At 35.9% G+C, this 15,540-nt stretch carries 16 protein-coding genes and 2 pseudogenes; 7 read left to right on the forward strand and 11 right to left on the reverse strand.

Annotated features, from left to right (window positions below; genetic code table 11):
- The first annotated feature begins 62 nt into the window (after positions 1-62).
- The 3 genes from HVN35_00755 (at position 63) to HVN35_00765 (ending at position 1,813) form a co-directional block, all read left to right on the forward strand.
- On the forward strand, positions 63-395 hold the full coding sequence (locus HVN35_00755; protein ID NYB51084.1) for a hypothetical protein: 333 nt from the start codon (positions 63-65) through the stop codon (positions 393-395).
- Complete coding sequence (locus tag HVN35_00760; GenBank protein ID NYB51085.1) at positions 392-1,276, forward strand: hypothetical protein; 885 nt, start codon at positions 392-394, stop codon at positions 1,274-1,276. Before HVN35_00755 ends, HVN35_00760 begins: the two co-directional genes overlap by 4 nt.
- 381 nt (positions 1,277-1,657) lie before the next feature.
- Positions 1,658-1,813, forward strand: a complete 156-nt coding sequence (locus tag HVN35_00765; protein NYB51086.1) for a hypothetical protein — start codon at positions 1,658-1,660, stop codon at positions 1,811-1,813.
- Positions 1,814-2,275: 462 nt separating this feature from the next.
- Here HVN35_00765 and HVN35_00770 read toward each other — a convergent pair.
- The 5 genes and pseudogenes from HVN35_00770 to HVN35_00790 form a co-directional block, all read right to left on the reverse strand.
- A pseudogene (locus HVN35_00770) lies at positions 2,276-3,255 on the reverse strand (SDR family oxidoreductase).
- A gap of 284 nt (positions 3,256-3,539) precedes the next feature.
- Positions 3,540-4,190: a TrkA family potassium uptake protein gene (locus tag HVN35_00775; GenBank protein NYB51087.1), complete on the reverse strand. Its 651-nt coding sequence runs from the start codon at positions 4,188-4,190 to the stop codon at positions 3,540-3,542.
- A gap of 565 nt (positions 4,191-4,755) precedes the next feature.
- Positions 4,756-5,445 carry a class I SAM-dependent methyltransferase gene (locus HVN35_00780; protein ID NYB51088.1) on the reverse strand — a complete coding sequence of 230 codons (690 nt, stop codon included), beginning with the start codon at positions 5,443-5,445 and terminating at the stop codon, positions 4,756-4,758.
- 318 nt (positions 5,446-5,763) lie between these two features.
- Positions 5,764-6,264, reverse strand: a complete 501-nt coding sequence (locus HVN35_00785) for a TIGR00288 family NYN domain-containing protein (GenBank protein NYB51089.1) — start codon at positions 6,262-6,264, stop codon at positions 5,764-5,766.
- Positions 6,265-6,774: 510 nt separating this feature from the next.
- Positions 6,775-7,232: pseudogene (locus tag HVN35_00790) on the reverse strand (GyrI-like domain-containing protein).
- A gap of 300 nt (positions 7,233-7,532) precedes the next feature.
- Between HVN35_00790 and HVN35_00795 the strand changes: the two are divergent.
- On the forward strand, positions 7,533-8,138 hold the full coding sequence (locus HVN35_00795) for a DUF1211 domain-containing protein (GenBank protein ID NYB51090.1): 606 nt from the start codon (positions 7,533-7,535) through the stop codon (positions 8,136-8,138).
- 349 nt (positions 8,139-8,487) lie between these two features.
- Here the strand turns inward: HVN35_00795 and HVN35_00800 are convergent, their stop codons facing one another.
- The 6 genes from HVN35_00800 to HVN35_00825 form a co-directional block, all read right to left on the reverse strand.
- The gene (locus HVN35_00800) at positions 8,488-8,997 is read right to left on the reverse strand and encodes a CDP-alcohol phosphatidyltransferase family protein (protein NYB51091.1); all 510 of its coding nucleotides are present in this window, start codon (positions 8,995-8,997) and stop codon (positions 8,488-8,490) included.
- 126 nt (positions 8,998-9,123) lie between these two features.
- Positions 9,124-9,690 carry a hypothetical protein gene (locus HVN35_00805; protein NYB51092.1) on the reverse strand — a complete coding sequence of 189 codons (567 nt, stop codon included), beginning with the start codon at positions 9,688-9,690 and terminating at the stop codon, positions 9,124-9,126.
- Between the two features lie 32 nt (positions 9,691-9,722).
- On the reverse strand, positions 9,723-10,265 hold the full coding sequence (locus HVN35_00810; protein NYB51093.1) for a flavodoxin domain-containing protein: 543 nt from the start codon (positions 10,263-10,265) through the stop codon (positions 9,723-9,725).
- A 101-nt stretch (positions 10,266-10,366) separates the two neighbouring features.
- Positions 10,367-10,867, reverse strand: a complete 501-nt coding sequence (locus HVN35_00815) for a MarR family transcriptional regulator (GenBank protein NYB51094.1) — start codon at positions 10,865-10,867, stop codon at positions 10,367-10,369.
- 23 nt (positions 10,868-10,890) lie between these two features.
- A complete protein-coding gene (locus tag HVN35_00820) occupies positions 10,891-11,730 on the reverse strand; it encodes a hypothetical protein (GenBank protein NYB51095.1) in 840 nt (279 codons plus the stop codon).
- A gap of 314 nt (positions 11,731-12,044) precedes the next feature.
- Positions 12,045-13,481, reverse strand: a complete 1,437-nt coding sequence (locus tag HVN35_00825; GenBank protein NYB51096.1) for an RDD family protein — start codon at positions 13,479-13,481, stop codon at positions 12,045-12,047.
- A 157-nt stretch (positions 13,482-13,638) separates the two neighbouring features.
- Between HVN35_00825 and HVN35_00830 the strand changes: the two genes are divergently transcribed.
- The 3 genes from HVN35_00830 (at position 13,639) to HVN35_00840 (ending at position 15,164) form a co-directional block, all read left to right on the forward strand.
- Positions 13,639-14,079, forward strand: coding sequence for a hypothetical protein (locus HVN35_00830; protein NYB51097.1), 441 nt, complete (start codon positions 13,639-13,641; stop codon positions 14,077-14,079).
- A 189-nt stretch (positions 14,080-14,268) separates the two neighbouring features.
- Entirely contained in the window at positions 14,269-14,430 is a 162-nt protein-coding gene (locus HVN35_00835; GenBank protein ID NYB51098.1) for a hypothetical protein, read from the forward strand.
- On the forward strand, positions 14,424-15,164 hold the full coding sequence (locus HVN35_00840) for a CPBP family intramembrane metalloprotease (GenBank protein NYB51099.1): 741 nt from the start codon (positions 14,424-14,426) through the stop codon (positions 15,162-15,164). Before HVN35_00835 ends, HVN35_00840 begins: the two co-directional genes overlap by 7 nt.
- Positions 15,165-15,540 lie beyond the last annotated feature (376 nt).

A 15,540-nucleotide genomic window follows, 5' to 3' on the forward strand; every position in this document is an offset into this window, starting at 1 on the left:
CATTGTTTTAAAACAGAACATAACTGGAATATGTGTTTTTAAAGAATTATGGGGGAATCCTTATGGTTTATGATATGATTATACCTGCCCTCCCATTTATCGGGGGCTATCTACTCACTTACAGTCTATACAGAATGAATTTAATTAAAAAAGCAATACACATCAACATATGGAATTTAATAATAGGGTTAGCATTTCTAATATCTGCAGGAGCTGGTTTCATCCTGCTAATATTCATGGAATTCGGGGTCAAACTCTCCATAAATCCAGAGTTACTTTACTGGCATGTTGAATTAGGCGTAACTCTAGCCCTGGTAACTGTATTCCATTTCCACACCTACTGGAAGTCTGCAAGGACCATGTTCATCCCAGCGAAAAGGAGGTCAAAAGTATGATTATTAGGATAAGATCTTTACTAGCAAAAGAGAAATTGACTTACTCTTTATCAAAGGAGAAAGTATTATCTGCATTATCAAGAGAAAACATTAGCTCAACATTATCCAAAATTCCTGCTAAACAAAAGTTATTAGCAGCAGCCACTACTATTCCTTTCCTAGCAGCCAGTACCATGTCTTCTTCATGTGCTACTACCTGTCCTTATGGAATGGTTAATGATCCCTTTCCAGGGCACTGTTCCCGTTATATGGATATTGGTGGTGATGGGTTCTGCGATTTCTCCCAGGCAACCCCGGTTACCACCACAGAAACCTCCACCACATCATCTGACGGCACAACTGATACATCCACATCAACTGATGGCACCACAACAACCAGCCCCATAAATGAAGGTCATGGAAACGGAGCAAACGCAGATATTACACCGGATCAATCTCCAGATCCAAACCCTGCTTTAATGCCAGATTCTTCCAATTTAGACACAGGAACTCTGAATGGAGATCATAGCAATTACTATGTGCTGCCAGTTTCTATGATAATAATAGGAGGATACTTATTCACTTATTACCTGTTTAAAAAGGGGATCTTGAAAAGAAATAAGCATAAAAGAATATGGAATTTACTGTTAACTGCAGGATATCTTGGAACCGGGGTGACTGGAGTTTTTTTAACCCTTATGATAAATTTAGGAATAAGATCTGCTTTAAACTCCTCATTGACTTTCTGGCATGTGGAAATGGCTATATTAATGGTAATAGGTACTATGGTCCATATACACATCTACTGGAAACCATTCAAAAACATGTTTAAGGTTCTCTTCGGATTTAAAACTAGATTAAGGACAAATACAACCATTTTAGGGGAACATCCGAGTGATTGAATTTGAATAATTTTTTGGCTATGTAGAAATCTATTTAGTATGATGGGATCACTACTTTAGTAATATAGTGTGGTACTGGAGTGATCCCATGTGCGATTTTGATCCTGAAGAACTTATAAAATTCACTTACAACCGCGTTTAAAGTGGCTAAAATGACCATAGCTACTTATTCGTGTAAATATTCAAAGCATGATTTTACACACAACACCAACATATGGGATTAACATCTTTAATGAAACGTTTAAGTCTGAAATACCGTGAAATTGTTCAAATTGTGAAATTAAAGTCCAAAATACAGGAAATACTAGGCTTAAAAAAGATCCCACACTTCACCACACTTCAAAATAATTCTTCAAATGTTTAGTATCCCCATTTTTTTCGATGAAAATGCTAACAGTTGAATTATTTGATATAAATGAACCATGGGTGGTTGTAGATGGAACTGGTTACTCTACAGACCAATACAGCCATATTACGCATAGAACAATCGAAAAACAAAATAAAAAGAGGATAAAAGCTACACGAAAAACCAAATAGCAGTAGACACCAAAAAACAAGCAATACTAGCTCAGAAAGTATCAAAAGGCCCTAGACATTGATTCTAAAGATGCAATACCAACTATAAGGAAAACAAATATAAACCATCAGGGCTTCAGCTTTAGACAGAGCATTCGACAGTGAAAAAGAATACACACACCCATAAACGAAGAATACAAGAGCATCCAAGCATGATAGCAGCCAAAAAACGGATCAAAACAGGTAAATATTGATTAAGCACGCAATCATTATTCAGTAAAAACGATACCATCTAATGAGGATTGTAGAAACAGTGATTTCAGTTTTAAAAAGAGATATTAGGAGATAAAAACAATAGCCGAAGAGATAGTTTAAGAAACAAAGAAAGCAAACTACGAAACGTCTTTTATAACCTACAACGCTACGTAAAAACACTTATTGTTCAAGTTCTAAAAGGATTTCTACAGAACTTCTACAGAGCCGTTATTCAGAAGCATTTCTTTTAAACCATTCTACAGAATCTCTTATGGATTCTTTAATAGGTCTTGGGGAGTATCCTAATTCTTCTCGTGCTTTTTTATTGCTTATATCGCAGTTACTCACCAGCACTTCCATGGAGTAACTGGTAAAGAGTGGTTTGTTTTTACGGTTACGGTAGTATAAAGGTGTAATTTTTCCAAGTGCATGGGCAAGCCAGTGGGGTATTTTAAGCCAGGGACGGCCAACTGAAGTCAATTCTTCCATTGTAACCATGAGTTCTTTGACTGTAATCTTCTCCCCAGATAATATGTAAATTTCACCACTCACACCCTTCTGACAGGCCAGTAAAAGTCCCTGAACCACATCACGCACATCAACGAAGTCATAAGCACCGTCAGTATAGGTCTTCATATCTCCACGCATATAATTCAGAATCATTTGCCCCATCTGGGATATCTTGTAGTCATAAGGTCCTATAACTCCACTGGGACATACAATGACCGCATCAAGCCCTTTACTAACACCTTTAAGCACTTCTAAAGATGCCAGAGATTTGCTGCGATCATAACCTCCTCTTGATAATTCTGGTTCAAATGAGCATGATTCATCAATTTGAGTCCCATGAGGGGGTTCGCATAAAGCATGAACTGAACTAGTGTAAATCAAACGATCTACACCCTTTTCAAGACACGCACGAACCACATTACGGGTTCCCTCAACATTCACTCGTTGGAGAAGTTCATATCCCCAGGCACTATGGAAATAATGCCTGCCAGATGAAATACTCTAGTTATACCCTTAAAAGCGGGCAGGATTGAATCAAAATCAGTTACATCTCCCTCCACGGTCTCCACATTCAATCCCTTGATTGGTCTGAGATCATCTCCTGGAAGGATCATCACCCTTACTCTCATCCCCTGAGATGTTAATCTGCGCACCAAGACATTCCCTATATGTCCAGTCCCACCGGTAACAAGTATCATTTTCCCTTTCCTAATCACTCATCCATCCCACTCATCCGTATTATATAAAGCAATCCTAATGAATTTTACTCAAATGTATTTATCCCTAGTTAATGAATTGATTAATTGGGGAGGTTTCTATGAAAAAACACGTTTTAAAAAAAATGAGGGGCAGTAATAATTGAATAAGAGGGATTACAAAATAGTATTTAGAATCTAAAAGATTTAGAATCTAAAATTAATCGACAAAATTTATCAAATGATGATCATTATAAAATAAATACTTTATTGGGGGATGTTAAGGTTCACTTGGTGAATTTTTTCATAACTTCCCGAGCGGCATTGGTTTTTACAAGAATAGAGACTTTCATGCCTTTTTTTAGGACTACGTCAGGTTTGGGAATGGTTATATCTCCGTTTTCATATACAGCAACTATGATGAAGTCTTCGGTGGGACTGACCTCACCTATTTTTTTACCAACCATCTTTTCGTTTTCCAGGTTAAAATCAAGTAGTTCTGCATCACCTTTACCCATGACCACCAGATCTGCAATTTTAGGTCTGATAATAAGTTTCTCCAGGTAACTGGCTGCAGTGATCTCCGGACTGATAACAGAATCAATACCCACTTTACGGAATGCATCAGCATGGCTGGGGTCACTCACCCGGGCAATGATCTTGGGGATTTTACACTCTCTAACTAGGATACATGCCAGTAGATTAGCTTCATCATTTCCAGTTGCAGCCACAAAAACATCTGCACTGGCTACATTGGCTTCTTCCAGGGTTTTTGTGTCAGTACCGTTACCACAGATAACCAAGGCATCTAATTCTGCTGCTGCATTGGTGCATAAACCTTCATCATTTTCTATTAGAGTAACATCATGACCATCAGCAATTAAAAAAGAAGCCAGGTTCAACCCAACTCGCCCACCGCCCATTACAACCACGTACATATTGAACTCACCTTTAAGCATGATGAATTATTAAAGATATAAGATTGAATTTTAATAAGTTTAAGGAAACATTAGATTGGCATAACCATCAAAAATGCTCCTAATCTTGGTTATTTCATTATTGGGGTTTTTTTAGAAATTGCAAAGCAACACAATTTCATTTCAAAAGCATCTTAAACTTATTAAATTTCCATAAGTGGATTTATAAATATTATTTCTAACCTCGTAAAGATAGACCTCATATGGCATATAAATTTTTCCCGATAGTTGCTGAACATCGTTCAAAGTTGAGAGGTATTATACTAATATTAAATGAGACTAAAATAAAATTAATCCTGAATATCATTCGAAACCAATAATAATCTATAAGGTATAATCTCATACCTAAATGCTGAAAATTAAGAAAAAAGTGGAAAAACTAAATTGGCGGCGTATTCTGGTCGTTTTATGTCTTTTTTTATAGTCATCATTAATGGGGTTTCAACATGTTGTTTGGTGACATGCAAGTAACATTAATATTTTGTTTATTAAATTTTCTTTAAATTTTTCATGCATGGTTTTAGATCTATTTTATGGCATAAAACCCAGCTTGCATGTAGGAAAACCATAAAAGTTCCACCACCTTAAAACCGACTTCTTTTAAAAGTGAAATATGATCTTCCACGGTTATGGGGAAGTATTCCTTATTAAACCTTTTTAAATGATCATCAACTACCTGTTCATCCCGGCCACACGATATTTGGAAATTTCTCCAGTTTTCTTTCCCAATTTTAATGCCTGCTGCAGTGGCTGGGCGGATGTTTTCAAAGGTTATGAAAACTCCATTATCATTTAAAAGTTCATAACAGGTATTTTCAGCGTTTTTCCTATCTTCAGGTGATAGATAATGGTGTGATTGGATGGCAGTGATCACATCTGCCTTTTGACATTTTTTTGGGGATAGTTGCTGGGTAGATGATTCCAGGAATTTCAGTCTATCAGGGGGATATTTTGAAAGTTTTTCTTTGGCCTCAATTAACATATCTTGAGATGGGTCTCCCATAATGAAACAAGTTTGGGGGAACTCTTCTATTGCCCTTTTAATCAAAGAACCTGTTCCGCAACCCGTATCTAACCAAATCTTCGGTTTAATTCCAAGGGCCTTTATGATATTTACTGTTTCTTGGTGAAATGATTGATAGTAAGGAATGGTGCAACCTATATCTGTATCATAATTCCTGGCCAAATGAGGAGTGGTATTATCGCTCAGGGTCATCTAATTCACCTCAATGAATAACAAAATCACCTTTCAAACTTAAAATTTTTACTGATATGTGTTTGGCCATAGCTAATTGGGTGCTCGAAAAGTTCACAATATTCTAATTTTTATCTGGTAATTTGTTAAAAAATCTAATCTAAATCTACTAAATCTAATCTAAATCTACTAAATCTAATCTAAATCTACTAAATCTAATCTAAATCTACTAAATCTAATCTAAATCTACTAAATCTAATCTAAATCTACTAAATCTAATTTAAATCTAATAAAATGGAATAATTTAAAATAAAGGATGAAAAAATAAATATATGTTGGTTAAACTGCTCCATGAGCTTGATGCTGTTCTTTTTTCAGGATTATGGTGTTATCTGCTGAATTTTTCAGTGCAATACTGAAACCAGGTTCAGCACCAATAACCAAAGTTTCCTTACCATTTTCTTTGGCAATGTTTAACAGGGGTAAGAAGTCTGTGTTACGAGTCATCAATGCCACAACATCAACATTAGGGTTGTGAATGGCTTCAAAGGCCTCAACTGCCATTTGAACATCAATATCTCCGGCCACAATTATGGGTGAAAAACCTTGGTTGACTATGGCTTCAATAAGTTTATCTGATGCATACTGGTTTAAGAAGACTTTACCAACCTTTACTTTACCATAATCTACCAGTAATTTCTGAACTTCATCAAGATCAAAGCCAAATTCTTTTCGTAGCATATTTGGGCCGTCTACTAATAAAGCTACTCTTTTTTCACCAGACTCCTTCATTCTTGGAATGTATTCTTTGAATGAACTTAATTTTTCAAGGTTACGCATTGTTCCTCCTGTTTTTATTTTAATTAAACACGGACCATATTATAATACTATAATACTCTTTTTAACATCTATAATATAGATTATAATATAGATTGTATATTTTCTTCTATTAAGATCTGGTCTTTTAATATTATTAATAATTCAGTTGGCAATTTTTAATAAGTTAAATCTTTTTTTAATAACTTGGAATTTTGTTCATTTTAAATAATTCTTAGGGGTTTATTTATTCCCTTTAAATTTTTTAAAATTACTTAAGAACTATTTTATTTTATTAATTCCAAATAATAAATAGATATGCCCAAATTTCCCCCAAATATTACCATTTCTATAGAACTATTTCCAACTTGTGTATAATATGTCCCTACAATGTGGTGAGATGAATGAATAGATGTTTATGTATAATCTATTTCACTTTTTTAAGTTAACAATTGAGCTTAATTGTTCTTGTTTTGAATAAATAGTTGAAAATGGACGTTTAAATAAAAAAAAAGAATTATTAAATGTATATTTTTACAATTTAATGACTGGAAACTGGACTTCAGTTAAAAGTTCGCTTTCTGGAACTTCCATAGGGTCGTTTAGATATACTTCGGTGACAGGTCCCACAATATCATATCCATTTTCACAGCATAATCCACCACAGCGTGAATTACTGGACCAACTTCAGTATAGGGTCCTTTGTGCATGGCAGATAGTACTGTGTGCTCGGGGATCTCTTTAATCCCTATTTTTCCCTCGGGCAGGGCATCTCCGATAAATGCGAAGCCAATCTCATACTGTAACTTTTCTTCAGCCACATCTTCTGGGCTGTTAAAGTAAGTTCCATAAACTCGACCAGTCATTTGAAGTTTTTTATCGGCGACCCACTGCCCTACTTCCTGCATGAGTTCTGGAATCTTATCATAACTCCCCATATAAGGGATATAAGCTACTTTGGCTTCTTCAATCCTTTTTTCTATCACTTCCATAGTTACACCATTTATAAGATACATTTTAATTCCATGTAAATTTTTTTCTAAATTTTGGGACGGTAAAGTTAATGGGTGTTGGAGTGTTCATCATAATTTGAAATTCGTTAATTATGGTTCTTTCACCAAACAAAGATAAATTATGGCAAAGATTGTTTGCAAATATCGCTCAACCCCTAATAACTTCACAGCACCTAAATTTTTTTTGTAAATGGAATTTACATCATTTTTTTTTTAAAGTACATAGTTTTGGTGGGAAGTTCAGTAAATGATTTATAGCTTAAAAAGAAACATCCGGTTATGTCTAATCGGACTAATACTCTTAATTTATGGATGACCACCAGCCGAATTGAAACACTGGTGGATGGTATATTTTCCATTGCCATGACACTTCTGGTTTTAAGCATTGGAGTTCCAGACATCCCCTATCACCTAAGTGAAGCAGCATTCCAAGAACAGATCTGGGTATTATGGCCTAAACTTATGTGTTATGCCCTTTCTTTCTGGATACTTGCTGGGTTCTGGCGAAATAATCATCAGCAGTTTCAATCTATCCAGCGTTCCAACCCAACTTTAATAACCATAAACGTGTTCTGGTTACTTTTCATAGCTCTTATGCCCTTTTCCACCGAGATAATAGCAGAATATGGTGGAGCTTATCTAACTGCTAACATAATTTTCCAGATGAATCTCTTCATTGCAGGGTTCATCTATATTCTAAACTGGCAATACGCCGTTAGAAAGGGATTGGTTGATGAAAATATAGATAAGAAAACCTTAAAATTGATTAATATTTCGAACCTATTTTTACCAGTACTGTCTCTTTTAGCAATGGTATTAGCTTATTATGTTATGGCATGGAGTAATTTGATATATTTAATACACCCTATTTTAAAAAAATCATAGTAAAAAGATTCGTGGGGAACTAAATAAAAAAAGCTGCCAGATGTAATATTAAGGATTCATAATTGTCAATTTTTGATCAAACAATTACCAGCATATTTTCCTTCAACCAATATTGTCAATTCATTTTTTTCTTTATCTTTCTGAGATTTTTCAGTTTTGCATCTTTGTTAACTGGCTTTAAAAAGCCTGATTTTCCATAAGGCTCCAGTTCATCGCACTCCCATCATCAGGCATATTTCATCTTCTGTGCACAGGTCAATATTAATAAAACTTGATCTAAAACCTTCTCTGCATCATTTCACCTTAAATTCACCATAACCCCTAAACATCATAGCATCCGAGTTGTAATCTAATTTCTTAAATTTAAAATGAAAAGACGAAAAAACCTGCTTATAATTGACGTAATACACACAACAATAAGAATTGCTAACAAAATTTCTCTTATTAGGTTTAAAGGGAATAATAGAGAAAATAAGATCATAAACATAAGATATGCGCCTAAATACTTGCCAATCGGGTCGTAAACTGGTTTTTTAAGACTGGATGTTCCAATAAAAATAAGGAACATGGTGATGATCAACATGACAATAAGGGGGTCATACCAGCTTTTAAGGACAAATGCCACAAAACTTGCAATTATCATTATAAAGTCAATGATCACATCTAGATAAGCTCCTTTATCTGAGGCTGCATCCAGCTTTCTTGCCAGATAACCATCGAGGAAGTCTGTAAACCCTGCAAAAATTAGTAACACTGCTGATAAAATGTATTCATCAGCTAGAATGGTGTAAAAAATCACAGGTGCAATGAACAATCTTATCAGGGTAATTGAAGATGGAATTTGGGATTTTTTAAGCATATTGGCTCCAAAAAAATAAAAAAAATGTGGGGATTTTGTCCATCATAGAAAATTGCTGAATAAATAATCTCATTTATTTTTAATTCGTTCTATTTTCAGCATTTTATTAACTCTTTATTTGTTCTTTTATGCAGTGATGGTGTTTACGAAAGCAATGATTTTATCATTGTCATTTTTTACTATTTTCATCAGGGCATTTATGCTAAGAGTACTGTTTTCAGGAAGGGGAGCAGCTTCTTTAAGGAGCAAGTTATAGTCATTGGCACTGTCTGGGTCCTGACCAGTGACGAAAACACCTATTCTGGTCCCAGGGGTTAGATTCAAGTTTTTTAAATATTCCTGAACTGAACTGGCTACTTTACCAGCGTAAACCGGACCACCCACTATTACTAGGCGGTAGTTTGATGTATTAGTTGCCTTAGAATTCCGAATACCTACTAAATCTACCCTGAATCCTTTAGATTGCAGGGTACTGGCAATTATATTGGCTGCATTGGTAGATGCCCCGCTGAGTCCTGGGTCGTAAACAACCAGGGCGTTTCCCACAGCCGTGCCATTGGGTTCTAGTGTCTGAGAACCAGTAGCAGTGTAACTGGCCACATCAAATATAATAGCACCCATAAAAGCGAATATGGCAACTATTATTAGGATTAGACCTATACCCACGGTTTTTAATAGATTTTTGATCTTCATATTCTTAAGTACCTTTCAATCATTATTTCATATTAATCTTTTAGCATACTGGCCAGACTACGGGCCCATGCCCTTATACCCTCCCAGTCACGGTAATCATGGCGTTTAGTAGTATCCAATCCCTTCTTTTCCAGATCTTTTTTAATAAATCTGTTGGTGAGGTTGTAGACAATTCCGTGTTTGGCATCAGGGTCATAAACGCTTCCAAAGAGTCCAGTAGCTACAGGGGGGTTTATCAGGTTCTTGGCAGCAACTTCATCCAAATATTTCTCCTGTCCTTCTGCCCTGCTCTTCTCCTCATTGGCTGCACCACAGGAGACAAATAAAGCGACTTTTCTGTCAGCCAGTATTTCTTTATTGTTTCGAAGAAATTTAAGCGCTTTTTTTGTCCATTTACCCATTTTTATACCGCTCCCTGCTACCACCAGGTCGTAAGGGGAAACATCACAACTCTTTATTTTCCGGGCATCTACTAAATCAACTTCAATTCCTTCTTCTTTAATAACACGGGCAATCTCTTCAGCTATTTCCGCGGCAGTGCCGTATCTGGTTCCATAAACAACTAATGCTTTCATATTTATCACAAAACTCCAAATTAATTTATTAAACTTCTATACTTTTATATTATTTAGCAAAATCTTTAAAAGACAAAACATTTTTAGGGATTGATATAATTTCAACGTGTCTTCCTGGCTTTTTCGTACAAATCAAGGGATGATTTTTCGAGTTTACCCATTATGTGAAATAATGATCTGATTTCTTCATTATTCAATGCTTCAAAATAGGTTTTAATAGTTTTCATATCTTCCGGGGATCTTTTTTCCCAGTAGTTTTGGCATTTTCTGGTTACTTTCAAACGAAGTATGCGTCGGTTTTCACTATCACGTTCTATTTTTACAAAACCACGTGCTTCCAGACGGCTGGCCAGTTGTTTCACATTCTGATGGGTGGTGCTCATGGCATCAGCCATTTCCTGCATGGAAGGGGGGCTTTGGAAGGCATTGGCCAGTACTATCATCATCAACCACTGTTTGGTGGTAATCTGGTCCTTGGCCATTTCCCGGCCAATGACATAGCTCCAACGCTGCTCTACCAGGAACAGAACCACCAGGATGTATTTTTCCATGTCCAGTCTTTCCGCATCAAATTCTGCTTTAATACTGTCTGAATCTTTCATTATTCTCAGCTCAATCACCTCAATCAGCTCAAATTAGCATTCATAAGTAAGTGATCAGATTCTGCAACTTTTTTACAGGTTTTACTATAGAATGCCAAGGCAATAATTATTCCTCCTACAGTGGCCAATGTAAAGAACAGTACTTGCTCCCTGGAGATGCTCACCCCACTTTGGAACATGAAATAGATCATGGATAGAATGGCAGTTCCCAGTAACGACATCTTCACAATCATGATAGACATGAGTGCATATCCCCGGGGCCTATCTTTTAGAATAAGTACGCTGGAGATAAGAGCTGCTGGTACAAGAACACCAAGGTCTAAGGCTTGAATTACCATGGTGGTGTAACTTTCCAGTGAAGCTGGAGCAATTCCTGTTAGAATAGATTGGATTATCATACTGAGCCACATGAAGGCTAACATGGATGCCATGAATATGGTAAAGACCCCTGCAATTTTGGTGGTCATTCCAGGTCGAAAGCTATTTTTAACTGTTTCAACATCCAGGGTTATCAGTCCGTAAACAAAGGTATACAGGGATAGGGAAAACAGAGCCACATAGACCAGGAATAAGTGGTTGTAGGACGCTGCAAATGACATGGACATGTAGGTGTACAGGAAGTAGAATATTGTTCCCATCCATAATAGCTGACCTCTAACTGAGTCCCTGAATATAAGAAACAGGGATACAAGAAGTATGGGCACACATAACAGGAGTGTGATGAGATCCTGGCCCATCATCTGGGCAGTAATGGAAACCGTGTCATTGTTGTACAAGTTTTCCCAGAATAAGCCGGATAAGGTGGCTATCACCGCCAGAATCGCGATGATTACTGGGTTAATATACATTATTTTTAGGTTCATTTTCATTCACCGCAAACATGTAATATATTACATATATTGGTAATATATTACCTGATATGTAAACTAATATATAAACTTTTTTATTGGGGGTGTAAAGTTATTGGGGGGATGTTGAGAGATATTCGCAAAAAAATCTATGATGAAATTTGTCTTTGTTTTGCGAAATAACAATAATAAACCAATTAGAAATTTTGATGAAAGTCCAAAACCCATACTTTACAGTCCATACGTTACAGTGGTTTTTTTCCAAAAACTTAAAAATAAATAATATTTAGGGTTATATTTGTGATTTATAAGATTATAAAACACCAAATTCATTTCTTCTGAACCACTAAAGTACCAGCCACCAAATCTCCAATTCTCTGTTTTTTGGGAGACTTGGAACTAAATATTATGGCTAATAGTCCAGGTAGAGGGTAGGGGATCAGGTCTACAATCAATAATAGATTTCGTAGGATACTTTGCCGAAAACTAATTTGTTTATGGTCCCTATCATTCACTACTCTGATATTCATAATTTTTGCACCGATTGTTTGCCCATATTTTTCGAATATAATGAAATAAGTGAAGGATAGAATGATACATAAAGCTATCCAGACACCAGCTAACATTTCAGCGTTTGATATTTCCTGATTGCCAACCAAGTGGACTGATACTATTCCAATCAATAAAAATACCCATAAAAATAACAGAAATATAATATCAATTAAAAATGCAACGATCTTTATGAAAGTTGAAGCATAATTCAATGAAATTTTTTCACCACACTGACTACAAAAAACAGCTATACCCGGATTTTCAGCCTTACAATTAGCACATAATAAATGATTTTGTCTGTATATTCCATCTCTTTCAGACCTTTTTTTGAATAGTGATTCTAGTTTATCCCAATTATTCCTAAATACAATAAATAGGAGGATTGGAAACAGAATAAAGGATGGAATGATCATTGCAGACTCTGTTCCAATGCTAAATAAGGAAGGAAGGCCCTCCCAAAGTCCCGTGCTGTTAATTATTGTGGTTAAGAATATATTATTAGCAATATGTACGCCCATGGCAGTTTCCAGGCTTTTTTCTCCTATAGTTATGATTCCCAGTGTCATTGCGAAAATGAACATGTTAATCACCACTCCAATGCCAGTGGGGGTATCAGAACCATTAAAAAAATGTCCCACAGCGAAAATGGCAGAGGTTATAAGAAGGGGAATAACTGGTTTAGAAGTGAGAAGCCCTAAACCCTGCATCAAGTATCCTCTAAAAAAGATTTCTTCAAATGAGGCCTGTATTGAGTAAATGATTATGCTTAAAACTAAAAGGATGAAAAACGATGGATTAAAAGAAAATTTAAGAGATGAGGGGTAGATTAACACTTCAATTAATAGTGCAAGTCCCATGAGAACAAACCATAACCCTGCTCCTTTTAAAATTTTCATCCATTTAACTTTAAAAGCCGTGGTTATCAATATGATGAGCTTTTTTTTATGAATAAACCTGATGCATCCATAGAAAATTAAAAAAGAGAGAAAATAATACCCTCCAAAAAATAAGAATAAAATAAGGGGATTAATATTTTTTACCACTCCCTGTGCATTTATTCCTCCTTTCCACAGGTGCGGAAAAATTATAAATGGAATTGAAATTACAATTATCAGAATTAGCGGCCCTAACCAGGAAATCAAACTGGTTAAGACATATCTCCACCAGTTATTTTTTCCATAATGTGCATTATCTAAAAATGTTTTCACTGGCATATTATCAGCCACATTAGGAGGTCAACATCAAAAACATCATAGCAAAAAAATTTACAATTCAAATGAACAATGAATTGGGTTACTATTAATCCTTTAATTCTGCATTTATGTTTAGATTTATTACAGTTATTAAACAGATTATATATAGGTGATGAAAGTGCAGCAACTGCCATTAACCTCACAGTTAACACTTTACATTTTACTGGTTTTAATTGGTTTTTTTGCAGTAGTGATCTGGTATGGCCAGTACCGGGTTCTGAAAGGTAAAGGCTATGATAATCCTGACGGTTCCAGAGATGACTGGCATGAGCAAAAAACTCATTATGGAATTGCCTTTGCTGATTTGACTGTAGCATGCCCGGCAACTATTGCTGGGATTATTCTTCTACTAATCAACCCCAGATTGGGTTTTTACATTATCGCATTAACCAGTTTCTGGTTCCTGTGGGCCAATGTAATGACCACTGCAACCAGTTTAAGATTTGAAAAACCAAAAATAACCTTAATGTGGTTTGTGACTTTCCCATTGGGGGCTATTGTTGGGTTTGCCTATATAATGTGGACAATACTCAATTTTAATGCCATTTTTAGTCTATAACTTGACCTATAAATCTGATAAATAACACTAAACGAGATTTATGGGTATCTATGAAATGAAAGTAATTCACTTTCACACTTTTTAGGAGTCGCTTGCATGTGCTGGATAAATACACATATCATATAAAAAATAGAATAGTCTATTGGAAAATATATATGGGAAAATTTTTTGTAATATAGGGGGGATTAAATGGTTGATAATAAGGTTGTTTCAAAGGGACGTCCCTTTTCACTTAAAATTTATCTTTTAATAATTTTTGTTCTTTCCTGGCCATTTTTGATGGTGACTGCCTGGGCTGCAATTGTAAATAATGGAACATTTGCCCTTATTCTAGCTCTACTGGCATGGTAATGGTAACTGTGGGCACTTTCATTGCCGGTAGATATGTGTTCAAGGACGGTTTCAAGGATGTTGGATGGATTTGGGGTAAACCAATCCATTACATACTGTCTTTCGCTACCGCTTTCCTTTTATTTGGAATTCCCATGCTCATAAATATTTTCCAGGGATCAGCAGCTTTACTTCCAAATTTCACCTGGACACAATATATCTTGTTAATGGGAGGATACACCCTTGCAGTAATAGTACCTGCTTTTGGAGAAGAATTCGGTTTCAGAGGGTACCTCTTACCCCACCTATCACGCAGATACACCCCCAGGAAAGCTGTAATCATAAACAGTTTAATATGGTGGTTCTGGCATCAGCCGGTTGCAGTAGGTGGAGCAATTTTTGCCATGAACTTGTTAGGGGCAGATAGTTCTCTGATGCTTCTGGTTGTTATCTGGACCTTTTTAGATAGTTTCCTTAACTGTTTCTTTGATGGGCCTATTTTTTCATACATCTGGGCTAAGAGTAACATTATTGCAGTGGTAACCTTCTTCCACGCAGCCTATGATGGAGTTCGCAATTCATCGCTAATGGTAACTGGCACTTTCCCCTTATATGGTGTGTGGAATACTATATTCACTGTCCTTTTAGGGCTAATCCTGCTTTGGAAAGGCGACTGGAAATCATTAGAGAAATTCAGAACTCCAGATCAAGAAATTTCCATTGAAATTGCAGATGAGTCAGGGGGCATCCAATGAAACCCCACTAATTAAACAATGCAATGGTTGTGATCTTGAGGTTTATCCCAGTATCACAGTTTTTCCTGGTTATTCTTTCATCTTTCTCACAGTGAAATGTTAACAAGACAGAGAGCAATGAAAATCAAGCTTTTTTCCAGTGAAACTTTCCAAGTATATTCTTCACAGTATGCAAATACTCATTCAGGGTTATCCCCAGATCCAAGCTCTGAACTATGGGAGTCATAAGAAAAGGAATACTTGATATGGCTATCAGGAATCATCATTACAGTTGCGTCAAGTTTTTAAGCGTTATTCATGTTTCTTTTAAATTCGTTAAGTGAATTAGTGGATATTATATTCTATCCATTGAAAAACCGTCGTGTTTTTTAGACGG

The organism is Methanobacteriaceae archaeon, from assembly GCA_013403005.1.
Classification (GTDB): Archaea; Methanobacteriota; Methanobacteria; order Methanobacteriales; family Methanobacteriaceae; genus Methanobacterium.